Annotated in this window: 22 protein-coding genes and 2 riboswitches; of the genes, 18 read left to right on the top strand and 4 right to left on the bottom strand. The window is 69.8% G+C overall.

Going from position 1 to position 21,139, the window contains the following annotated elements; translation table 11 throughout:
- The first annotated feature begins 29 nt into the window (after positions 1-29).
- The 4 genes from IE250_RS08840 to IE250_RS08825 all read left to right on the top strand — a co-directional run bounded on the left by IE250_RS08840 (position 30) and on the right by IE250_RS08825 (position 3,382).
- Complete coding sequence (locus IE250_RS08840; RefSeq protein ID WP_189668890.1) at positions 30-716, top strand: PAS and ANTAR domain-containing protein; 687 nt, start codon at positions 30-32, stop codon at positions 714-716.
- A 69-nt stretch (positions 717-785) separates the two neighbouring features.
- Positions 786-1,187 carry a DUF6766 family protein gene (locus IE250_RS08835; RefSeq protein WP_189668889.1) on the top strand — a complete coding sequence of 134 codons (402 nt, stop codon included), beginning with the start codon at positions 786-788 and terminating at the stop codon, positions 1,185-1,187.
- 119 nt (positions 1,188-1,306) lie between these two features.
- Positions 1,307-2,470, top strand: a complete 1,164-nt coding sequence (locus IE250_RS08830) for a hypothetical protein (RefSeq protein WP_189668888.1) — start codon at positions 1,307-1,309, stop codon at positions 2,468-2,470.
- Between the two features lie 63 nt (positions 2,471-2,533).
- A complete protein-coding gene (locus IE250_RS08825; RefSeq protein ID WP_189668887.1) occupies positions 2,534-3,382 on the top strand; it encodes an endonuclease/exonuclease/phosphatase family protein in 849 nt (282 codons plus the stop codon).
- Between the two features lie 14 nt (positions 3,383-3,396).
- Here IE250_RS08825 and IE250_RS08820 read toward each other — a convergent pair whose 3' ends face one another.
- Together IE250_RS08820 and IE250_RS08815 are read right to left on the bottom strand one after the other, a co-directional pair.
- Positions 3,397-3,807 (bottom strand): VOC family protein, encoded by a 411-nt coding sequence (locus IE250_RS08820; RefSeq protein ID WP_189668886.1) that lies wholly within the window; start codon positions 3,805-3,807, stop codon positions 3,397-3,399.
- Between the two features lie 38 nt (positions 3,808-3,845).
- A complete protein-coding gene (locus IE250_RS08815) occupies positions 3,846-4,262 on the bottom strand; it encodes a CBU_0592 family membrane protein (RefSeq protein WP_189668885.1) in 417 nt (138 codons plus the stop codon).
- Between the two features lie 187 nt (positions 4,263-4,449).
- On the opposite strand from IE250_RS08815, the gene IE250_RS08810 reads away from it, so the two are divergent.
- The 6 genes from IE250_RS08810 to IE250_RS08785 all read left to right on the top strand — a co-directional run bounded on the left by IE250_RS08810 (position 4,450) and on the right by IE250_RS08785 (position 11,372).
- Positions 4,450-5,355: a LysR family transcriptional regulator gene (locus tag IE250_RS08810; RefSeq protein ID WP_189668884.1), complete on the top strand. Its 906-nt coding sequence runs from the start codon at positions 4,450-4,452 to the stop codon at positions 5,353-5,355.
- Between the two features lie 95 nt (positions 5,356-5,450).
- Positions 5,451-5,566, top strand: a riboswitch (glycine riboswitch).
- 162 nt (positions 5,567-5,728) lie between these two features.
- Complete coding sequence (gene gcvP, locus IE250_RS08805; RefSeq protein ID WP_373301634.1) at positions 5,729-8,716, top strand: aminomethyl-transferring glycine dehydrogenase; 2,988 nt, start codon at positions 5,729-5,731, stop codon at positions 8,714-8,716.
- Positions 8,717-8,796: 80 nt separating this feature from the next.
- Positions 8,797-9,963: a glycine cleavage system aminomethyltransferase GcvT gene (gcvT, locus tag IE250_RS08800; protein ID WP_189668882.1), complete on the top strand. Its 1,167-nt coding sequence runs from the start codon at positions 8,797-8,799 to the stop codon at positions 9,961-9,963.
- A 96-nt stretch (positions 9,964-10,059) separates the two neighbouring features.
- Positions 10,060-10,431, top strand: a complete 372-nt coding sequence (gene gcvH / locus IE250_RS08795) for a glycine cleavage system protein GcvH (RefSeq protein WP_189668881.1) — start codon at positions 10,060-10,062, stop codon at positions 10,429-10,431.
- 203 nt (positions 10,432-10,634) lie between these two features.
- Entirely contained in the window at positions 10,635-10,859 is a 225-nt protein-coding gene (locus IE250_RS08790) for a LuxR C-terminal-related transcriptional regulator (protein ID WP_189668880.1), read from the top strand.
- Positions 10,860-10,946: 87 nt separating this feature from the next.
- A complete protein-coding gene (locus IE250_RS08785) occupies positions 10,947-11,372 on the top strand; it encodes a (deoxy)nucleoside triphosphate pyrophosphohydrolase (RefSeq protein WP_189668879.1) in 426 nt (141 codons plus the stop codon).
- 21 nt (positions 11,373-11,393) lie between these two features.
- Here the strand turns inward: IE250_RS08785 and IE250_RS08780 are convergent, their stop codons facing one another.
- Positions 11,394-12,215 (bottom strand): 2-phosphosulfolactate phosphatase, encoded by an 822-nt coding sequence (locus IE250_RS08780; RefSeq protein WP_189668878.1) that lies wholly within the window; start codon positions 12,213-12,215, stop codon positions 11,394-11,396.
- Between the two features lie 453 nt (positions 12,216-12,668).
- Between IE250_RS08780 and IE250_RS08775 the strand changes: the two genes are divergently transcribed.
- The 8 genes from IE250_RS08775 to IE250_RS08740 all read left to right on the top strand — a co-directional run bounded on the left by IE250_RS08775 (position 12,669) and on the right by IE250_RS08740 (position 20,427).
- Complete coding sequence (locus IE250_RS08775) at positions 12,669-12,887, top strand: hypothetical protein (protein ID WP_189668877.1); 219 nt, start codon at positions 12,669-12,671, stop codon at positions 12,885-12,887.
- A 145-nt stretch (positions 12,888-13,032) separates the two neighbouring features.
- Positions 13,033-13,887 (top strand): hypothetical protein, encoded by an 855-nt coding sequence (locus IE250_RS08770; protein WP_189668876.1) that lies wholly within the window; start codon positions 13,033-13,035, stop codon positions 13,885-13,887.
- 218 nt (positions 13,888-14,105) lie between these two features.
- The gene (locus IE250_RS08765; RefSeq protein ID WP_189668875.1) at positions 14,106-15,350 is read left to right on the top strand and encodes an extracellular solute-binding protein; all 1,245 of its coding nucleotides are present in this window, start codon (positions 14,106-14,108) and stop codon (positions 15,348-15,350) included.
- An 83-nt stretch (positions 15,351-15,433) separates the two neighbouring features.
- Positions 15,434-16,309 (top strand): carbohydrate ABC transporter permease, encoded by an 876-nt coding sequence (locus tag IE250_RS08760; protein WP_189668874.1) that lies wholly within the window; start codon positions 15,434-15,436, stop codon positions 16,307-16,309.
- On the top strand, positions 16,309-17,232 hold the full coding sequence (locus IE250_RS08755; protein WP_189668873.1) for a carbohydrate ABC transporter permease: 924 nt from the start codon (positions 16,309-16,311) through the stop codon (positions 17,230-17,232). Before IE250_RS08760 ends, IE250_RS08755 begins: the two co-directional genes overlap by 1 nt.
- A gap of 91 nt (positions 17,233-17,323) precedes the next feature.
- Positions 17,324-17,439, top strand: a riboswitch (SAM riboswitch).
- A gap of 4 nt (positions 17,440-17,443) precedes the next feature.
- Positions 17,444-18,388: a methylenetetrahydrofolate reductase gene (locus IE250_RS08750; RefSeq protein WP_189668872.1), complete on the top strand. Its 945-nt coding sequence runs from the start codon at positions 17,444-17,446 to the stop codon at positions 18,386-18,388.
- Positions 18,389-18,563: 175 nt separating this feature from the next.
- Positions 18,564-19,019 (top strand): Hsp20/alpha crystallin family protein, encoded by a 456-nt coding sequence (locus IE250_RS08745; RefSeq protein ID WP_189668871.1) that lies wholly within the window; start codon positions 18,564-18,566, stop codon positions 19,017-19,019.
- Between the two features lie 205 nt (positions 19,020-19,224).
- On the top strand, positions 19,225-20,427 hold the full coding sequence (locus tag IE250_RS08740; protein WP_189668870.1) for a golvesin C-terminal-like domain-containing protein: 1,203 nt from the start codon (positions 19,225-19,227) through the stop codon (positions 20,425-20,427).
- 18 nt (positions 20,428-20,445) lie between these two features.
- On the opposite strand, the gene IE250_RS08735 is transcribed toward IE250_RS08740, so the two are convergent.
- Complete coding sequence (locus tag IE250_RS08735) at positions 20,446-21,087, bottom strand: lysophospholipid acyltransferase family protein (RefSeq protein ID WP_189668869.1); 642 nt, start codon at positions 21,085-21,087, stop codon at positions 20,446-20,448.
- Positions 21,088-21,139 lie beyond the last annotated feature (52 nt).

Raw genomic sequence — 21,139 nt, 5'->3', positions numbered from 1 at the left:
TTCAGCGAACTCGCCCTGGAAGGAGCTTCGTGAACTCCGCACCAACGCCCAGCGAGCCTCCGCTCGTTGACAAGATCGAGGAAGTACTGGCTGGGGGTGACCGGCCGCCCGTCGGCCGGTATCGGCTCGACCTCGCGACGGGCGAGTGGGCATGGTCTGACGAGGTATATGTGATGCACGGCTTCGAGCCCGGCCAGATCGTGCCGACGACGCCGCTCATGCTGTCCCACAAGCACCCCGACGACCGGGCGCGCGTCGACGGCGTCCTGCGGCGCGCTGCCGAGACCGGGCAGCCGTTCAGCTCCGTGCACCGCATCCTCGATGCCACGGGCAAGACCCGCACGCTGGCCGTCACCGGCCAGGGGCGGCGTGACCCCGGGACCGGCCGGGTGACGGAGCTGTTCGGCTACTTCATCGACGTCACGCAGTCGCATCGCGAGGCGGCGGCACGTGACGCGACAGCCTCCATCCGGGCATCGGCGGAGCGGCGGGCAGTGATCGAACAGGCCAAGGGCGTGCTCATGGTTGTCTACGGCGTCGACGAAGAGGCTGCGTTCGAGCTGCTGCGCAAGGCGTCGAACCAGGCGAACATCGCAGTCCGGGACATCGCCTTCACGCTGGTGCACCTGTTCTCAGGCCCGGCAGTCACGGTCTTCCCGACCCGCGCGGCGATCGACGAGTTCCTGGCCGACCCGATCCCGCCGGGCGAGCTCTGACACACCGGCCTACGTTGGTGGGACAGACGTCCCGCACCAAGGGACGTCGATCGGCAGCCAGGAGGCGTGATGAGCGACGCGAAGGCGGACGAAGTCAAGTCGCGTCCGGTGTTCTGGAAGGCCTACTCGTTCGGACTGGTGACCGGTGCGTTCTTCCTGGTGTCGTGGGTGGGACAGTTCGTGTTCCAGGCGATCCAGTTCGGCAACCAGGCGAGCGACCACGGCGCCACGTTCTCCTGGATCGAGTACTGGCCCGACTTCCTCGCATCGACGTTCGAGAACTGGCAGTCCGAGTTCCTCCAGCTCGTCTGGCAGGCGGCCGGGCTAGGGCTGTTCTACTTCTGGGGGTCGTCGCAGTCCCGCGAGGGTGACCAGCGTCTCGAGGCCAAGGTTGATGCCCTGATGCGCGAACGGGGGCTCGACCCGGTGGAGATCGACCGGCAGTCGAGGGAGATCGTCGAGAACGAGTGAGGCGTGGGCGTCGCGTTCCAGGGTGGGAGCAGCTCCCGCGATTTTACGTGCGCCGGCTCCGCCCGGCAGCCATAGTGGACGAGGCCTCGGCCACGGGGCCCCGAGGGAGGGACACGGCTATGGCGTCGATGAACCGGACGATCCTGGTGCTGGCTGCGGCCTGCGCGCTGCTAGTGAGCGGTGCGACAGCCCCCGCGACGGCAGACGAGACCGTCGAGAAGACGCAGACGCAGTTCATGGGCGTCTACGTGGCGCCGGACACCTCGTACAAGGGTGGGCACGGTCAGGTGCACGGCCTGCTCGCGCGCGGATCCGAGCCCGGGAGCGACCCCCAGGACTGGGAGCCGCACGAGGGCGCGACGTTCAGCGTCTACCGTGTGCTCGACGACGGGCGCGAGTTCTTCTCCAGCCGGGGTGTGGTGCGCGCGGATGGCAGGTTCTCCTTCAACACACTTCCTCAGCGCACGGCCACGTGGAGCTTCCGCTACTACGGCGACGCGACCCACGAGCCCGCGACGTTCGAGATCCGCCAAGAGATCCGGCCGGTCGACACGTGGAGCCTCAAGCAGTCGGGCTTCACGGTGAACACCGACCCCCGAGCGGAGGGCAGGGTCTACGCGCGGGACGTGGTGCTCGGCACGCAGCCCGTGCAGGTGCCGTTCGACGCGGCGATGAGGAGCTACGGTCAGGGCGACTTCGCGCCCTGCTTCCGGAACATCAGCGTCGAGGGCCAGTGGGCGACCGGGGAGCGGACGAACACGGCTCCGGTCGAGTGGACCAACCCCGGCTCCGGTCACACCACGGAGACCTTCCAGGCGACGGATCCTGTCGGCCTCTACGAGATCGGCGCCTGCGGCTCGATGAGCGTGTACACGGAGACCGCGCTCACCGATGAGGACGGCGTGATCGACTCGCAGGAGTTCTCGTTCGAGGAGCACAAGCTCGAGGTGTTCCGCCTGCGGCGCGCCAGCCTCGTCACGGCCACGGCGGACGACTCCTCGCTGAACGAACCCGGATGGGTCACGCTGACCGGACGAGTGCGCAAGCTGGTCCTCGCCGCGGACGGTCAGAGCGCGAGCTTTCTGCCCGCCAAGTGGGTGTCCGTGGACGTCTCCTGGCTCGACGGATCGCGGCCGGTCCTGGAGAAGACGGTGAAGACGAACGCCGACGGGGTCTACCAGACCCGAGTGTGGACCGACGGGTCGGGCACCTGGCAGGTCGGTAACCGGCAGAACAACATCAACGCCTCGGACGTCAAGAAGGTCCGGGTCACCGTCGACTGACCCGGCCTGGGGTCAGCACTGCTGAGCATGGCGCCCGCTGCCCGGTGCCGCGATGATCGGTGCGTGCGCCTCGCCACGTTCAACGTCCAGCACGGCCTCGGCCCGGACGGTCGCGTCGACAACGACCGGCTGGCCGGAGCCGTCGCCGCGCTCGACGCCGACGTCGTCGGGCTGCAAGAGGTCGACCGGCGGCAGGCGCGGTCCGGGGGAGTTGACCAGGCGCGGCTCTGCGCGGAGACGATGGGCGCCGTCGACCACCGGTTCCAGCCCGCGCTCGCGGGCCCCTTCCGCTACCCGGTCTTCCGACGCCGCGCCAGCCGCACCGAGCGGCCCGACGCCCCCGGCTACGGCATCGCCCTGCTGTCCCGCTTTCGCGTCCTGAGCTGGGACACCGTGCTCCTGCCGCCCGCGACACCCTGGGTGTGGGGCCGCGCCCAGCTCGGCACCGACGAGCCCCGCGTGGCGCTCGCGGCCGTGATCGACGCGCCGTCGGGACCGCTCACCGTCGTGTGCACCCACCTCAGCGTGTACCGGTTCCACTCCGTCACCTGGGCGGGCGCGGTCGTGCGACAGGCCATCGGATTTGGCCGGGGTATGCCGGGAGAGCGGCACGCGGAACGCCAGGTGGACCACCTCCGGCGTCGGCTCGCGGGACTACCGCGGCCCCTCGTCCTGCTGGGCGACTTCAACCTGCGCGGGTCGGTGCCGGCCGACCGGACCGGCTGGCGCCCGCTCGCGACCGGCGACACGTTCCCCCGGCACGACCCGCGGCTCCAGATCGACCACATCCTGCTGGACGAGGGCTCCGGGGGAGTGCCGCCCGACTCAGTGGACGGCCAGGTCGTGGACACGGGCGTCTCGGACCATCGGGCGCTGGTCGCGGACGTGTCATTCGCTCAGCCGCAGGGATAGCACCCCCGCCTGAGCTACCCGACAAAGATGCAGAACGGGTGCCCCATCGGGTCCGCGAAGACGTAGAGCGCTTCTTCCGGATCGCCCGAGCGGTCGTAGAGCAGCGTCGCCCCGACGGCAAGGGCGCGGTCGCGGGCCTCGGTGAGCGCGGCCAGGTCGGGCACCGTCGTGTCGAGGTGGAGCTGCTGCGGGATGACGGGTTCCGGCCAGGTCGACCTCGGTAGCTCGTCGACCTGCTGGAACGCGAGGGGTACGCCGTCGTCGTTCTGGAGGACAAGCCAGTCGCGACCCCTCGGGTCGGGTTCGCCGGGCGGCGGAGGCTCGTCGCCGGGGCGGTACGAGAGCCCGAAGAGCTCCCGGTAGAACTCGGCGAGAGCGCGGGCGTCCGTGGTGTCGAGCACCACCTGTCGGATGCGCGGGATCATGCGTACAGCGCATCACATCCCGCGCCGCGACGCACCAGTCAGGCGGCCTCGGCGTACACGCGGTGGCCGACACCCGGGGTCCCCGCGGAGCTCCGCGGCGAAGCAAGGACTCCGTGGGGTGGGGCGGCGGGCTGCCCCGCAGGCTCCGTGCGGTCCTGCGCGGTGCCCTCGACGACCGTCAGGCCAGGTGCGTTCCTCGCCGGTCGCTTCTTCGCGCGGAGCACGGTGGCGACTGCGTTCATACCGATCAGAATGGCGGCGATGTTCGCAGCGACGGACGGCCAGACACCGTTCGTCGCGGCGACTGTCAGCAGCGTCACGCCCGCCACCATGTTGGTGCCCTGGAACGCGAGGGAGTCGGCGTTCCAGCGCCCACGGCTGACCATGGCGTAGGCCACGAGGCCGGCGACTGCGCCGACCCAGCCGAGAGCGGTGGCAACCATCATGAGGGTCATGGCAATACTCCTGAGGATCTGATCGAAACGATTCGATGGGTAGTTGGAGACCGAGAGCCGGAGTCCGTGCGGGGGGTGTGGGCATCGGTCCGGAGGAACTGGTCCGACTGTCGCCAAGGTCAATCATGAGGCAGATCTTGATTCAGCACAATCGAACGTTCGTGACTCCGGGATGTAGCATCACTACATGGCTACCGACCCGCGGCGACTCGCTTTTCTCCTCGCCGTCCACCGGGCAGGCGGGGTACTCGCGGCGGCCGATCTCCTGCACATCACACCCTCCGCCGTCTCGCAGCAGATCGCCCGCCTGGAGGCGGAAGAGGGCATCGACGTGCTGGACCGAGGACCCCGTGGCGTGACTCTCACGCCGGCCGGCCGCATCCTCGCCGACGCGGCCGAGCGCATCGAGGCGGAGCTGGTCCAGGCGCGGCAGGCAGTCGCTGCCCTGGGCGGCGAGCTCACGGGGCGGGTGTCGGTCGGGTCCATCCAGACCGCCATCCGCACGGTCGTCGCGCCGACGCTCGTCTCGCTCGCCGAGCGCCACCCGCACATCGAGGTGGACGTGCAGGAGCACGACCCGCCGGAGGCGATCCGCGGCCTGCGCGCCGGTGACCTGGATGTGGTGGTGCTGGAGCGCGACGTCGACGTCGACGCCCCGGCCCCGCGCGGCGCCCACGACGTCCCGCTGCTCGACGAGCCATGGCGCATAGTGGTGCCGACGAGCCTGCCCGTGCCGAAGCGCCTCGACGACCTCGCCGGGCTCACCTGGGTGGGCCCGCAGGCCGGCTCGGCTGCTGACCGCGCGGTCAGCCGCCTGGCGGCTCAGCTCGGCACGGCCTTCGAGACCCGCCACGCCTACAACGACTTCGACACCGCGATCTCGCTCGTGGCCGCAGGCCAGGGCATCGCGATGCTGCCCGCCCTGGCCCTTCAGCAGGAGGTGCCCGACGGCGTCGCCGTCGTGGCGCTCGCCGGTCTCGGCTCGCGGCGGATGGTGGTGCGGCACCGCAAGAACCGGCACGAGCCAGGCCCGGCGGTGCGGGCAGTCGTGGACGAGATGGTCGCCGCGGCCCGGGAGATCGACCTGGGCTAGCGGCCGCTACCGGTTCGTCGAAGAGATCGGTGCGGGGTGGCCGGAATGAGCCCCGCATGACAGTAGGCTTGACTCCACAACCGAATACGCCGCCATCAGCCGCGACGGGAGAGTCCGGTCCCGGCGTCGTCGTATGACGACGCCCGACCCGGCGCCGAAGGAGCAATTTCCTCCCCGGGAATCTCTCAGGCCCCCGTACCGTCACGGCGAGGCAACTCTGGAAAGCGAGCCGCCGTCGTCGGGCAACCGGGTGCGGAGGCTCCACCGACGGTGCAAGTCGGCGCGTCCCGCCCCCTCCGCGAACCGGGAGGGAAGACGACGGACCGGCAAAACTCTCAGGTAGACGCACGCCCCTGAGCGGGCAGAGCGTCCGATGACAGAGCGGGGAGGGACCGCAGTCGTCCCCACGCCCTCGGACAGCCAGGAGCCCGCCGTGAGCACGCCCCACAACCCCGATGTCTTTGCCGACCGGCACCTCGGTCCACGCGGCCGCGAGGTCCGCACGATGCTGGACCAGCTCGGCATCGACACGATGGACACGCTCGTCGACCGGGCCGTCCCCAAGGCGATCCGCAGCCAGACGCCGCTGAACCTGCCCGCCGCCCGCACGGAGCCCGAGGTGCTCGCCCACCTGCGTGAGCTCGCGGGCAAGAACCAGGTCAAGACCCAGATGATCGGCCAGGGCTACTACGGCACGCACACGCCCGCCGTCATCCGCCGCAATGTGCTCGAGTCGCCGGCCTGGTACACCGCCTACACGCCGTACCAGCCGGAGATCAGCCAGGGCCGGCTCGAGGCGCTCCTCAACTTCCAGACCGCGGTCGAGGACCTCACCGGCCTGGAGATCGCGAACGCCTCCCTGCTTGACGAGGCCAGCGCCGTCGCGGAGGCCGTCGCCCTGATGTGGCGCGCGTCGAGGGCCAAGGAGGGGTACGTCGTCCTGGACGCCGACCTGTTCGGGCAGTCGCTCGCCGTGGCTCAGGGCCGCGCCGAGGCGATCGGCCTCCCCGTCGTCGTGGCGGACCTCACCCAGGGTCTGCAGGCGGGCCTCGCGGCAGCGGCGTCCGACGGCGGCGTGCTGCCCGCGGGCCAGCTGGTCGGCCTCGTGGTGCAGCAGGTCGGGGCGTCGGGCCGCGTGCTCGACGCGCGCGGAGTGGTCGCCGAGGCCAAGGAGGCCGGCGCGCTCGTCACCGTCGCGACCGACCTGCTCGCCCTGACGCTCCTGGTCAGCCCGGGCGAGCTCGGCGCCGACATCTCGGTCGGTTCCGCGCAGCGCTTCGGCGTCCCGCTGTTCTACGGCGGCCCGCATGCCGCATACATGGCGGTCAAGAAGGGCCTGGAGCGCCAGCTCCCCGGCCGCCTGGTCGGCGTCTCGATCGACGTCGACGGCGCTGCCGGATACCGCCTGGCGCTGGCCACCCGCGAGCAGCACATCCGCCGCGAGAAGGCCACGAGCAACATCTGCACTGCGCAGGCACTGCTTGCCATCGTCGCCAGCATGTACGCGGTCTACCACGGCCCAGAGGGCCTCAAGGCGATCGCGACCCGCGTCCACCAGCACGCGGCAGACCTCGCCGACACACTCCGCACAGCGGGCGTCGAGATCGAGCACGACCTCTTCTTCGACACGGTCCGCGCAGCAGTCCCCGGCAAGGCCCAGGCGCTAGCGGCCGCAGCAGCCGAGGCGGGCTACAACCTCTTCGTCCCGGACGCCGACCACATCCAGATCAGCACCGACGAGACGACGACCCAGTCGGATATCGAGACGGTCGCCTCCACCCTCCTCGCCACCCTGGGCCTGGAGCCGACCCCCACCGCTGAAGCCGGCACGGTGCAGGGAGCGTTCGCCGACTTCTCCGCGCACCTGACCAGAACGACCAAGTACCTGCAACACCCGATCTTCCACCAGCACCGCTCCGAGACCAGCATGCTCCGCTACCTGCGCAAGCTCTCCGACAAGGACCTGGCGCTCGACCGCACGATGATCCCGCTGGGCTCCTGCACCATGAAGCTCAACGCGACCGCCGAGATGGAGGCCATCTCCTGGCCTGGCTTCGCGGACATCCACCCCTACGCGCCCGTCGACCAGACGCAGGGTTACGTCGAGCTCATCTCCGCGCTGGAGGACCAGCTCGCCGAGATCACCGGCTACGCGGCCGTCTCCCTCCAGCCCAACGCGGGTAGCCAGGGCGAGTTCGCGGGCCTGCTCGCGATCAAGGGCTACCACGCGTCGCGCGGCGAAGAGGGCCGCGACATCGTGCTGATCCCGGCGTCGGCGCACGGCACGAACGCCGCCTCGGCGGCGCTCGCCGGCCTGCGGGTAGTGGTGGTGTCGACGGCGGACGACGGCGAGGTCCTGCTGGACGACCTGCGCGCCAAGCTCGACCAGTACGGCCCGCAGGTGGCGGGGATCATGATCACGTACCCCTCAACGCACGGTGTGTACGAGGAGCACGTGCGAGAGGTCTGCGACCTGGTGCACGACGCCGGCGGCCAGGTGTACATCGACGGCGCCAACCTCAACGCCCTCGTCGGCCTGGCCCGGCCGGGTGAGTTCGGCGGCGACGTCTCGCACCTGAACCTGCACAAGACGTTCTGCATCCCGCACGGCGGCGGCGGCCCTGGCGTGGGCCCGGTCGCAGTGGCCGAGCACCTGGTTCCGTTTCTCCCGGGCGACCCGACGCCGGGGGTCTCGACAGGCTCGACCACCGGTTCGGCGGGCACCCCGGTGGCCTCGACGCTGTACGGCTCCGCCGGCATTCTCCCGATCTCGTACGCCTACGTGGCCCTGATGGGGCCGGACGGGCTGACCGAGGCGACCAAGGCCGCCGTCCTGACGGCGAACTACGTGGCCTCGCGCCTCGACCCGCACTTCCCTGTGCTGTACACCGGGCCGAACGGCCTGGTGGCGCACGAGTGCATCCTCGATCTGCGCAAGATCACCGCCGAGACCGGCGTGACCGCGGAGGACGTCTCGAAGCGCCTCATGGACTACGGCTTCCACGCCCCCACGCTGGCGTTCCCGGTGCCGGGCACGCTCATGGTGGAGCCCACCGAGTCGGAAGATCTCGCCGAGCTGGACCGGTTCATCGACGCCATGATCGCCATCCGCGGCGAGATAGACGCCGTCGCGGCCGGCCGCTGGAGCGCCGAGGACTCGCCGCTGCGCGGGGCGCCGCACACGGCGGCGTCGCTCATGACGGACCAGTGGGACAGGCCGTACTCGCGTGAGCTGGCCGCGTTCCCCGTGGCGTCGCTCCGCGGGAACAAGTACTGGCCGCCGGTGCGCCGCATCGACGGCGCCAAGGGCGACCGCAACCTGGTCTGCTCCTGCCCGCCGGTAGAGGCGTTCGCGGAGTAACCCATTTGTTGTGGGCGTGATCGTTGCGCCCAAAAGGGATAGGTAGTCGCAAGAATCACGCCCACAACCAAGGAGAGTCTGTGGCTGACAAGACCACCCCGCTGCACGACGAGCACGTGGCGCTCGGTGCTTCGATGACGCCGTTCGGCGGCTGGCTCATGCCGCTGCGGTACACGTCCGACCTGGCCGAGCACCGTGCGGTGCGCGAGGCCGCCGGCCTGTTCGACCTGTCGCACATGGGCAACATCAACGTCACCGGGCCCGACGCCGCGGCGTTCCTCGACTACGCGCTCGTGGGCTACATCTCGAAGGTCCGCGAGATGGGCGCGCGCTACTCGATGATCTGCGCCCAGGACGGCAGCGTGCTGGACGACCTCATCGTCTACCACAATGCTCCCGGCGAATACTCGGTCATCGCGAACGCCGCCAACGCGGGGCTGGTCATGTCGGAGCTGCTCCAGCGAGCCGCCGGATTCGACGTCGTTCTCCGGGACGTCCAGCCTGACCAGGCGCTGATCGCGGTGCAGGGTCCGCGGGCCGTGGAGATCATGCTCGCGACCAAGGGTCTCGCGGAGGACGCCGAGATCTCGGGCGGTACCGCGTTCGCCGACCTCAAGTACTACGCCTGCATGGGCATGCGCTTCGAGGGCGAGCCCGTGCTCGTGGGCCGCACAGGGTACACGGGCGAGGACGGGTTCGAGATCTGGGTCCCCGCGGGCCAGGCCGTAGCGCTGTGGCGCGCACTGCTCGAGGCGGGGGAGCCGCTGGGGCTCGTCCCGGCGGGCCTCTCGGCGCGCGACTCGCTGCGCCTCGAGGCCGGGATGCCGCTCTACGGCCACGAGCTCGACACCACCACCACGCCCTTCGAGGCGGGGATGGGTCGCGTGGTGCGGCTCGACAAGGTGTCCGACGACGGCACGCCGCTGCCCTTCGTCGGCCGGGACGCCCTGGCCGCACGCAAGGAGTCCGCGCCGGCGCGCGTGCTCGTGGGGCTGCGCGGCGAGGGCCGGCGCCCGGCGCGCGCCGACTACGCCGTCGTGCAGCGCGGCGTCGGCTCCGAACCGGGAGCGGTAGTCGGCCACGTGACGTCGGGTGCGCCGTCGCCGACGCTCGGCTACCCGATCGCCATGGCCTACGTGACGCCCGAGGTGTCGGCCGAGGGCACGGAGCTCGCCGTCGACGTCCGCGGGCGGGCCGAACCGTTCGTGGTCGTGCCCATGCCGTTCTACCGTCGTCCCCAGAACTGAACGATCGGTGGTCGAGCCTGTCGAGACCTGGCTGCGCGAGGTCTCGACAGGCTCGACCACCGACATCCACCGATCCGAAGCATGCAAGGAGCTGACATGGCCGACTTCCCCGAGAACCTCAAGTACACAACCGAGCACGAGTGGCTGGACGGGTCCACGCCCGCCGTCATCGGCGTGACCGACGTCGCGGCCGAAGCGCTCGGCGACGTCGTCTACCTGGAGCTGCCCGAGGTGGGCGCCACGATCGAGGCGGGCGCCGTGGTGGGCGAGATCGAGTCCACCAAGTCCGTGTCCGAGCTGTACTCGCCGGTCAGCGGCACCGTCACCGAGGTGAACACCGAGGCTGTGGCGAACCCGGAGATCGTCAACCAGGACCCGTTCGGCAAGGGCTGGCTCTTCAAGGTCGAGGTTTCCGGCACGGGTGAGCTGCTCACCGCCGCGGAGTACGCGGAGCACACCGGGCACTGACCGCTCGCGGCTCCTCCGAGCCCGTCAGAACCGCCCCTCGGGTCGCTTTGTGCGCATCCGGGGGGCGGCTTGGGTCTCGGAACGGTAACAGTCGAAAAGTCACGTGATAACCGCGTCATGAATTTCACGCGCTGGGCTCTACCACATAGCAGCAACCGAAGGCCGGAACCCCAGAACCGGCCGCTGTGTGGAGGAAAACGACCATGACTGCGATGACCCTTGACCACCGTATCCCCAGCCTGACCCGTCGTGAGCGGGTAATCCTGGCGAACCTCACCGAGGACGCCACGCTCGAGCAGATCGCTCGACGCCTGTATGTCACCCGCAACACGGTGAAGACGCAGGTCCGTAGCGTCTACCGTAAGCTCGGCGTTTCCTCGCGTGCGGAGGCGATTGCCAAGGCGAACGAGTTCCATATCGCTGACTGACACCCAGCACTACGACGACGGCGCCTGTCCCCAGCGGTGCCGTCGTCGTATGTGTCGGTGGAAGTTCCGGGTGGGAGACTGCTCGGCATGCAGGAGACCCTCATCAACGTGGTTGCCGCCGTGATCGTCGACGACCTGGACCATCCCACCCGGCTGCTCGCCGCCCGACGTTCTGCCCCGGAGGCGCTCGCCGGGCGTTGGGAGTTCCCGGGCGGCAAGGTGGAGCCGGGCGAGGAGCAGCTCGATGCGCTGCGCCGCGAGCTCGATGAGGAGCTCGGCGTGCGGGTCGCCCTGGGCGCCGAGCTCCCGGGACCCGACGGCGGCGCGTGGCCCATCACGGCCAAGCACCGGATGCGGGTCTGGTTCGCGCGGCTGCAGGACGGCACGCCCGAACCGCTGGAGGATCACGACGAGCTGCGCTGGCTCACGGCGTCCGAGCTGGACGACGTCCCCTGGCTGGAGGGCGACGTCCAGATCGTCGCGGCCCTCTCCCAGCTCCTGGCGCCCAAGTAGACGACTACCTCGGCGGGTGGGTCAGCGGGCGCCCGCCGAGACGTTCCTGCGGCCGCGGGCTGCGGCGACGCGGTGCCCGAGCGGCACGAACGCGCCGTCCAGCAGCACCGGCACCACATCGGTGGCGTCTACCTCGGTGGAGATCGTGACGTCGTCGGCGAACCCGGAGTCGAGCAGCTCCCGGCCGCTCGCCGTGCCGCCCACTGAGTCCGGGATGTCCTTGGTGCACTTCCACAAGGTGACCGTCGCGGCGGTCTCGGGGGAGACGCTTATTGCGGGCAGCATCGCGGTGAGCCGCGACGCGATGGCGCCGACGGCGAGGTAGTCCTCGAGCGCGGGCCGCAGCGTGTCGTCGGGCCACCGTTCGCCCACGGGGACGAGCACGACGTCGTGCTTCTCGGAGGCGTCCAGATGCGCGGCGGCGAGGCCGGCAACAGCCTTCGCGTTGCGGAAGCTCCCCGCGACGATCAGCGCGCCGCGGTTTGCGATGGTGTGGCAGATCTGGGCCGCGCTCGGCGACGGGATCACCAGGCGCTCGGCGTCGAGCTGCTGCAGAGAGGCCGGCGAGATGCTGATGCCGTCCTCCCAGCGCGGGCCGGCCAGAGCGGCGCGCATGGTGCGCGCGAGCCGGGCCGCTCCGGCGGGGTCGTGATACGGGAACGGATACACGCCGGCGCCCTGTTCACAGGCAACGGTGACCGCGGTGGAGAAGGAGAGCACGTCCACGACGACCACGAGCGACGATCGCGCATCGGTGGCGGTGAGGGCGAGCGCGCCGGAGATACCCCAGTCCGTGCGCACACGGGCTGGACGCTGGTCGAAGGCGGGGGACGTGTTTGCCACGAACGCATCGTAGTGTCACCTGGACTCGCCCATGTTTCGCGCTCAGTGAACATCGTTGCGGTTTGGGCGCTATTCACACTCCGGCCGCGGGGCCATGGCCTCGCCGCGCAAGGCTGCCGCCGAACGCTCCCCCCGAACCCTAGACGGAGAGAGCATGCTGCGAGCCCTGCGCCCCAGTGCCTTCGGTGATGCGGCGGAGTGCTTTGACCAAAGCGCTGACCTGGGGGATCGCTACGGCTGTCCTGGTTGCCCTGGGCACGGGTCCGCTCGCGGCGCCGCCGTCCGAAACCGGAGGACGGCCCTCGCCCAGCGCCGCGCGGACGGCTCCATCGCCGTTGGCGAGCGCCACGCGGGCGTCCGCCAAGGCCGTGGAAATTTCCGAAGATGTCACCCATCTCCCCCTCGTCTTCGATGGGGACGCGTCGTCACGCGCCGCGACGGTAGATTTGCCCCATGAGCGATTTCGAGGTGGCCCGCAGGCAGAAGCAGGAGCCCACGGCGACCCTGCTGGTACGCGCGATCTTCTGCTTCGCGCTGTTCCTGGGCGGGCTCGCCCTGATCGGCATCGGCGCGACGGACGAGGGGGCGTCGTCGCCGTACCTGTTCGTGGCCGGCATCCTCACCGTCGGGCTGGCCTTCGGCCTGCCGATGACCGGCGCCACTGAGCGGTAACCGCGCAAACGAGGGCGACCGTCTTCATCACGTTCCGGCTCTCTCCCACAACGTTCCGGTCCTGCCGTCCGTACTCGGTGGTGAAGCCTGACGGCGAGCGACGTGCTCGCCGGGACAGGCGCCACCGAACAGACAGGAAACCGTGATGTCTCTGCACAGCACGTCCCGCAGTTCCATCTTTCGCCGGGGTCTGGTGGTGTTCGCCACCGCCGCGACCCTGCTCGCCGGCGGCCTGGTCGCCGCACCGGCGGCTCAGGCCACCCCGCTCGTCGACACCAGCGAGCGTGACGGCACCGTCGTCACGACCCGCATGCAGGCCAGGGGCTCGGTCATCACAGGCAACGTGGAGACCGACGAGCTCTCGCGCGCGCTTGTCTTCTACTGGGTCAACCTGGACTGGACCGGCGGCGAGCTGCAGGCGTTCGACGGCGTGGTCACGCTCCAACGAGCCGGCGCGCGGCAGGTGCGCACGTTCCCGCTCACCGTGGACGCGGACGGGGACCGGAGCAAGAGGATCGCCCTGCCCGGAACCATTACCACCGGGTCCTACCGTGTGGGTATCGAGTTCACCGCGACGGTGGAGCGCCCCGACGGCCAGCTGGTCGTGCACACGGTCGACGTGAACAACGCCAAGACGGTACCCATCCGGCGCCAGACCATGATCGAGGCGTCGATCTCGAACCCCACGGCCACCGACGGGCGAACCTCGCGGATCAAGGGAAACGTGCTGGTCCTTGGCATCCGCGACGACGGCGACCTCACGTGGGACAGGATGTACATGGGCACCGTGCGCCTCACCTACGACCCGGACGGCCCCTGGGAGGACGGCATGAGCGAAGTGTTCGTGCGCGACCTGACCGTCAGCTCGGACTACGGAACGTTCTTCACGCGCGTCGCCGCGCGTGACCGGTGGTGGAAGCTCACCTACACGGGCAACGTCCAGAACGCCCCAGCCGTCGAGTGGCTCCCGCAGGGCGACCACTCGGGCTGCGGCTGCTGACGAATCCGGCCGGCGGCGGTGCCCGCCGTCGGTCCGGAGGCATGCCGAAGGAGGGTCGCAGCCGTGGGCTGCGGCCCTCCTTTTTAGCCTCTCCACTGGCCTCCGGGCCGTCTGGGGCCATCGTGTCACTCGCATGTCACAGGTTTGTTAGAACCCTTGACAGATTATGGTCCCAAGTGAAAACGTGACCGGCACCACGAAGAGAGCGAGGGACAGAAATGGCCCAGTACAAGAGGTCTGGCGGGATCATCGCGATCACGCTGGCCGCGACAACCGGTCTGACGGCATGCGGTTTCGGCGGGTCCGGCGGGGAAGCGAGCGGTGACGGAACCACGCTCGACCTGCTCGTTCCCAGCTACTCCGACGCCACCCAGGGACTGTGGGAAGACGTGATCGCCGGGTTCGAAGAGGCGAACCCCGACGTCAAGGTCAACCTCCAGGTCGAGTCCTGGGACAACCTCGAGTCCGTCATCGCCACCAAGATCCAGGGCGGCGACGCACCCGACATCTACAACGGCGGCCCCTTCGCGGGCTTCGCCGACGACGAGCTGCTGTACCCGGTCGAGGACGTCACCTCCGACGAGACCTACGCCGACTTCCAGCCGACGTTCCTGGGTAACGCTCAGGTGGGCGACACCGCCTACGGCCTGCCGTGGATCGCCTCGGCCCGCGCGCTGTTCGTCAACGACGCGCTCCTGGAGGAGGCGGGCGCTGAGGTCCCCGCCACCTGGGACGAGCTGCTCGAGTCGGCCAAGCAGGTCTCGGAGCTCGGCGGCGGCGTGGCCGGCTACGGCATGCCGCTCGGCTCCGAGGAGGCCCAGGCTGAGGCAGCGGTGTGGCTGTGGGGCGGTGGCGGATCCTTCGGTGACGCCGAGGCCATCACCGTCGACACCCCGGAGAACCTCGAGGGTGCCGAGTACATCAAGAAGGTGATCGACGAAGGCGCGACGCAGGCCGACGCCGGCGCGACCGACCGCAGCCCGCTGTTCGACATCTTCGTCCAGGGCAAGATCGGCATGCAGGTCGGCCTGCCGCCGAGCGTGGGCCAGATCGAGTCCGACAACCCGGACCTCGAGTACTCGATCCACCCGATCCCGACGAAGGACGGCTCCCCGTTCACTCTGGGCGTCGCGGACCACCTCATGGCGTTCCAGAACGACGGCGACAAGCAGGAGGCCATCACCTCCTTCTTCGACTACCTGTACTCCGCCGACGTCTACGTCCCATGGGTCCAGGCCGAGGGCTTCCTGCCCACCACTGTCTCCGGCTCCGAGGCGCTGGCCGACGAGGAGGCGCTCGCCCCGTTCCTCGAGGTCCTGCCGGACGCGCAGTTCTACCCGAGCACCAACCCCGACTGGGCCGCCGCGGACTCCGCGTTCAAGGCGCTCTTCGGCCAGCTCGACAGCGACAAGTCGGCCAAGGACGTCCTGGCCGAGATCCAGGAACAGGTCGACGCGGGCTGACGCCCGACGCTGACCGCCGCGAGCAAGCTCGCGGCTGAACCACACGGCTGACCACACTACGAACGGAAAGCAGGGGGAAACCTGTGAAGGACCTCTTGAAGGCCGTGCCGTGGATCGGGCCCGCGGTCGCACTCATCGCGACCGTGGTCCTGTTCCCGGTAGGCCTGATGTTCTGGAACTCGACACGCGACATCAGCCAGAGCGGCGTGGACGACGGAGGCGTAGGCCTCGCGAACTTCGCGACGGTGGTCGGCTTCCAGTACTTCTGGCCGATCCTCGGGCGCACCGTCGTCTGGGTGGTCGTCGTCGTGGCCTGCACGCTGATCGGGTCGCTCGCGCTCGCGGCGCTGCTCAACAAGGCGTTCCCGGGTCGCCGCCTGGTGCGCATGGCCGTCATCGTGCCGTGGGCGTCGAGCGTCGTCATGACGACGCTGGTGGTGCACTACGGCCTGGAGCCGTACTTCGGCATCATCAACTCGTTCCTCGTGGACGTCGGCCTGATCGACACTCCAGAGGGCTACGGCTGGACCCGGCACCCGGGCACCGCGTTCGCGTGGGCCATGGTGGTCGCCGTGTTCGTGTCGCTGCCCTTCACCACGTACACGATCCTGGCCGGCCTCCAGACCGTCCCCGGCGAGACCGTCGAGGCCGCGCGCATCGACGGCGCCGGCGGGGTGCGGACCTACTTCAGCGTGGTGCTGCCGCAGCTACGGGGCGCGGTATCGGTGGCGGTGCTGATCAACATCATCAACGTGTTCAACTCGCTGCCGATCCTGAAGGTCATGACGGGGTCCATCCCCGGGTACGACGCCGACACCGTCATGACCATGATCTTCAAGTACATGCAGAACCAGCGGCAGATCGATCTGGCGAGCGCGCTGTCCGTCATCGCGTTCCTGGTGGTCATCGGGATCGTCGCCATCTACGTGCGGGTAGTCCGCCCCCTGGAGGAGGTCTGATGACCGCGATCATCGATTCTGGGACCGCCCCGAGGAGGGCGACCCGTCCGACGTCGGACAAGCCGCAGCGGATGCGGAAGTACACGGCAGACCAGGTGCCCCTCGGTTCCCTGCTGCTGCGCATGCTCGCCGGGCTCGTCGTGCTGGTGGTGTTCCTGCTCCCCTACCTGATCATGTTCTTCGGCTCGGTGAAGACGAAGGCGGAGATCAGGTCGGTCGACCCCACCTACTTCCCCACGGAGTGGCACTGGGAGAACTACGCCACCATGTGGGCCACGCCCGAGACGCCGCTGCTGCAGAACCTGATCTCCACCCTGGTGATCTCGCTGTGCGCGACGCTGCTCGTGCTCGCCGTCGCGCTGCCTGCCGCCTACTACACGGCCCGGTTCCGGTTCCGCGGGCGGCTCGTCTTCCTGTTCCTCGTGATCGTGACACAGATGGTGCAGCCGGCGGTGCTCACGTCCGGCCTGTTCCGCGAGTTCATCGCCATCGGCATCCTCGACACGTGGGTGGCGATGATCCTGGTGAACGCGGCGTTCAACCTGTCGTTCGCGGTCTGGATCATGCACAGCTTCTTCGCGGGCATCCCGAAGGAGGTCGACGAGGCGGCGCAGCTCGACGGCGCCGGCACCTTCGCCGTCCTGACCAAGATCAACCTGCCGCTCGTGTGGCCCGGGATCGTGACCGCGGTCGTGTTCACGTTCGTCGCGTCCTGGAACGAGTTCGCGGCCTCGCTGGTGCTGCTGACGACGGCGGGCAACCAGCCGCTGTCCGTGGCGCTCACCAAGTTCGTGGGCCAGTACGAGACGTCGTGGCACTATGTGTTCGGCGTCTCCGTGGTCGCGATAGTGCCGGTGGTGATCCTGTTCATGGCCATCGAGAAGCGGCTGGTGGGCGGCCTGGTGGCGGGCTCGGTGAAGTAGCGACGCCGCGGGTGCGCGCTCGTGGACCGAGCCGTCTCGGTCTCCGGACGGAATGCGTCCCAGTGCTGGACATTCGCTTAACATGGTGGCGATCCCATCCAGAGCGGTCGAGAGTCCTGGCTCCCTGACACCGCAGCAACCTGCCGACTTCCTGCCCCGTGGCCGTGGCGTGAGGACGTAAGGTGCTCACGCCAGGTTCGATGGAGCAGCCATGGTCGTCGAGGCATACCCGCACCGCCCCACAGTGTCGTTCGAGCTGATGCCACCGCGTCGCCCCGATGTCGCGCCCAACTTCTGGGAGACGGCACAGCGGCTCGTGGCGGCCCGCCCGGACTTCGTGTCCGTCACGTACGGCGCCGCCGGCGGTGACCGGGCGACGTCGCGCGAGGTGCTCGCCACGCTGCTCAGGGGCACCCCGGTGCTGCCGGTGGCTCACCTGACCTGCGTGGGCGCGTCCCGGGAGGACGTGTCCGAGGTGATCGACGAGTTCCTCGAGGCCGGCGTCCGGTCTTTCCTGGCCCTGCGCGGAGACCCCCCGCGCGACGAGCCGGACTGGTGTCCGCCGTCCGACGGCGTGCGCTCCAGCGTGGACCTGGTCCGCCTGCTCACGCAGGTGGACCAGCGCCGCGTGGCCAACGATGCCAGCGCGGCCCTGCGAGCCGCCGCCCGCCCGCTCACCATCGCCGTGGCGACGTTCCCCGACGGCAACCCCGGGGCGCGCACCACGCGCGAGCAGGAGGTGCAGCGGCTGCTCGAGAAGCAGGAGGCCGGTGCGAGCTTTGCGATAACCCAGTTCTTCTACCGGGTGGAGTCCTACACCGGGTTCGTCGAGGCGGCCCGCTCCGCGGGTGTGACCATCCCGATCCTCGCGGGGATCCTGCCCACCACCGAGGCGCGCCGCCTGCGCCGCGTCGAGGAGCTCACGGGCGTGGCCGCGCCCGCGCACCTGCTGCGGGACCTCGACCGGTTCGTCGCGCCCGACGGCGCCGTCGACCCCGAGGCGCAGCACGCACACGGCATCGAGTACTCCGCCGCGCTCGCGCGCGACGTGCTCGACGCCGGCGCGCCCGGTGTGCACGTGTACACGTTCAACAAGCACCGGCCGGCGCTCGACCTCCTCGAGCGTGTGGGGCTGACCGGCCGCGCGGCGGCCTAGCGGGCGGCGGCGGATCGCCGACCCGTTCGCCGACCGCGATCGGCCTGCCCGAGCACTGGCACTCGCCCATGGCGAGTGCTAGAACGGAGAGGTAGCCGGACGACGGCGAGGGCCGTCGTCCAGCGCGGCGGCCCTGGAGTCGCCAGAGCCGCCTTGTCGTAGGAGGTGATGCGCTATGGCTACCTATTGGGACCCGTTCCAGGAGATGGACCGGCTGTTCAGCACGTTCGCCACGAATGCGCGGCAGTCCGGCGGCATGCCGATGGACCTGTTCCGCACGGGCGATCACTACGTCCTGTCCATGGACCTGCCCGGCGTCGACCCGGGCACCATCGACGTCTCGGTCGAGGACCGGACTCTCACGGTCCGCGCCGAGCGCACGCAGCGTTCGGACACCGACGCGCAGTGGCTGGTCCGCGAGCGGCCCACTGGCACGTTCGCGCGACAGCTCACGGTGGGTCGCGGACTCGCGCTCGAGAGGATCTCGGCCTCGTATGCCGACGGCGTGCTCGCGCTGACGATCCCGGTCAGCGAGGAGGCGAAGCCGCGCAAGATCGAGGTGGAGCACACCGCCGGCTCGACCCAGATCGAACAGGGCTCGTCCGAGAGCCACCGGACGATCGAGTCCTGACTGCCTCGCGCGGCGGTCCGTGGACATCGGACGTGTCAGACGCTCAGGTCACAGGGTGACCTGAGCGTCTCCATGACGTGCCGGAGGGGTAGCCATCGCGCGGGGGTATACCCCGGATGTGATGTACCGGAGGGGTACGGCGTCGGCTGATACTACGGGTGAATTCGGCCCGTCCCGGCGCGACCGACCTTGTGGAGGCCCCACCGTGCACGATCACGACCACAGCTCCGCCGACCACAGCTCCGACAGCCACGGCTCGCTCGGCCGGCGTGACCTCCTGCGCAGCGCTGTCGTCCTCGGGATCGGCGCCGCGGGCGCGACGATCGCTGCGCCCGCCGTCGCCGCTACCGTCGCCGCCCCGGTGCGAGGCGCCACCGCCCCGCCGTCCCTGGCACCCGATCCAGAGGCGCCGGCCGACGCACCACCTGGGGCGCTGGCCGGGGTCGAGGTCGCAGTGCCGACCATCGCGAGCTGCAACACGTGGGGCGCCGCGGCCGCCCGGGGCACCATCGACACGGTCTCGACCAACCCGAACAAGATCCTGATCCACCACACGGCGTCGGCGAACGTCACCGACTACTCGCAGGCAGCCGGGTATCAGATAGCGCGCGAGATCCAGCAGTGGCACTTCGCCAACGGCTGGGTGGACACCGGACAGCACCTCACGGTGAGCCGCGGTGGGTACGTCATGGAGGGCCGGCACGGGTCGCTGTCCCGGCTGCAGAGCGGCAGCGGCACGGTGGTCGGCGCGCACGCACCCGGGCAGAACAGCCAGGCCATCGGGATCGAGAACCAGGGCACCTACACGAGTGCGACGCCGCCCGCGCAGCTCTGGAGCCGGCTGGTGGAGCTGTGCGCCTACATCTGCGACCAGTACGGGATCGCGCCGACGCAGATCTACGGGCACCGGGACTACACGGCCACGGCCTGCCCCGGCGACGTCCTGTACTCGATGCTGCCGCAGCTGCGGTCCGAGGTGGCCGCAGCCCTGGCGGGGTCGAGCTGGTCCGTCATCGTCGACAACACGTCGTCCGGCTTCTCGGCGGGCTCGTCATGGCAGACGTCGTCGTTCTCCGCCGAGCGGTACGGCGCCAGCTACCGCTACGCGACGCCCGCCGAGGTCAGCGACCTGGCGTCGTTCTCTGCCGCCATCCCGTCCAACGGCTCGTACCGGGTGGAGGCGTGGTTCCCGGCGGTGGCCGGCTACAACACGTCGACGCCGTTCATCGTCCACACCGGGACCGGCTCGTCGACGATCCGCGTGGACCAGTCCACGGGCGGAGGCGCCTGGCTCTCGCTCGGCACCTATGCGATGACGGCGGGCACCCGGACCGTCGTAGCGGTCAGCCGCTGGACCCAGGGCACGGAGTACGTCGTCGCGGACGCGATCCGGATCACGCGGCTGTAGTCGCCTCGCGTAGGCGGGTCAGTCGACACGCTCCTGGCCGCTCATCGCCTGGATGGACTGCATGACCTGCTCGGTCAGCTCGCGCCGCGCCTGCGCGGGCTTGGTGCCGGCCGCGATCTGACGGGAGGGGTCGATCGGCGTCCCGAAGTGCAGCTCGACCCGGGCGAACCGCGGCATCTTGCCGATGGGCTTGACCTTGTCCGTGCCGAGCAGCGCGACCGGGACCACGGGGGCCTTGCCGGTCAGGGCGAGCCACGCGACGCCGGTGTGTCCCTTGTGCAGCTTGCCGTCGCGCGAGCGCGTGCCCTCGGGGTAGATGCCGAACGCGCCGCCGCGCTGCAGCACGGCCAGCGCGTCCTCGAGGGAGCGCTGCCCGGCGCGCGGGTCGTCTCGCTGCACGGGGATGTCGCCCATCTTGGTGAAGAACCAGCGCGAGATGCGGCCCTTGATGCCCTTGCCGGTCCAGTACTCGGCCTTGGCCAGGAACGCGACATGCCGCGGCGCCATGATCGGGATGAGCAGCGAGTCGATGAACGACAGGTGGTTGCTCGCCAGGATCACGGCGCCGCGCTTCGGGATGTTCTGCAGGCCAGTGACGCGCGGACGCAGAAGCACGAGCACGAGTATCGAGAGGATGAGCTTGAGGAGCCGGTACGTCACCGGCCTATTGTGCACCCCTCAAGCACCCCCGGGGACGGGACTATATGTGGTG

Origin of the sequence: Promicromonospora soli, from assembly GCF_014653785.1 — a bacterium.
In the GTDB taxonomy this organism is placed as follows: domain Bacteria; phylum Actinomycetota; class Actinomycetes; order Actinomycetales; family Cellulomonadaceae; genus Promicromonospora; species Promicromonospora soli.
Note: the sequence above shows the minus strand (reverse complement) of the source record. Positions and strands in the feature narration are given on the sequence as shown.

Excerpts from the sequence above, each read along its gene's own strand:
- IE250_RS08835 (WP_189668889.1), top strand. The coding sequence starts at position 786 with ATGAGCGACGCGAAGGCGGACGAAGTCAAGTCGCGTCCGGTGTTCTGG.
- IE250_RS08830 (WP_189668888.1), top strand. The coding sequence starts at position 1,307 with ATGGCGTCGATGAACCGGACGATCCTGGTGCTGGCTGCGGCCTGCGCG.
- IE250_RS08820 (WP_189668886.1), bottom strand. The coding sequence starts at position 3,807 with ATGATCCCGCGCATCCGACAGGTGGTGCTCGACACCACGGACGCCCGC.
- IE250_RS08815 (WP_189668885.1), bottom strand. The coding sequence starts at position 4,262 with ATGACCCTCATGATGGTTGCCACCGCTCTCGGCTGGGTCGGCGCAGTC.
- IE250_RS08810 (WP_189668884.1), top strand. The coding sequence starts at position 4,450 with ATGGCTACCGACCCGCGGCGACTCGCTTTTCTCCTCGCCGTCCACCGG.
- gcvP (WP_373301634.1), top strand. The coding sequence starts at position 5,729 with ATGACAGAGCGGGGAGGGACCGCAGTCGTCCCCACGCCCTCGGACAGC.
- gcvH (WP_189668881.1), top strand. The coding sequence starts at position 10,060 with ATGGCCGACTTCCCCGAGAACCTCAAGTACACAACCGAGCACGAGTGG.
- IE250_RS08790 (WP_189668880.1), top strand. The coding sequence starts at position 10,635 with ATGACTGCGATGACCCTTGACCACCGTATCCCCAGCCTGACCCGTCGT.
- IE250_RS08785 (WP_189668879.1), top strand. The coding sequence starts at position 10,947 with ATGCAGGAGACCCTCATCAACGTGGTTGCCGCCGTGATCGTCGACGAC.
- IE250_RS08775 (WP_189668877.1), top strand. The coding sequence starts at position 12,669 with ATGAGCGATTTCGAGGTGGCCCGCAGGCAGAAGCAGGAGCCCACGGCG.
- IE250_RS08770 (WP_189668876.1), top strand. The coding sequence starts at position 13,033 with ATGTCTCTGCACAGCACGTCCCGCAGTTCCATCTTTCGCCGGGGTCTG.
- IE250_RS08765 (WP_189668875.1), top strand. The coding sequence starts at position 14,106 with ATGGCCCAGTACAAGAGGTCTGGCGGGATCATCGCGATCACGCTGGCC.
- IE250_RS08755 (WP_189668873.1), top strand. The coding sequence starts at position 16,309 with ATGACCGCGATCATCGATTCTGGGACCGCCCCGAGGAGGGCGACCCGT.
- IE250_RS08750 (WP_189668872.1), top strand. The coding sequence starts at position 17,444 with ATGGTCGTCGAGGCATACCCGCACCGCCCCACAGTGTCGTTCGAGCTG.
- IE250_RS08745 (WP_189668871.1), top strand. The coding sequence starts at position 18,564 with ATGGCTACCTATTGGGACCCGTTCCAGGAGATGGACCGGCTGTTCAGC.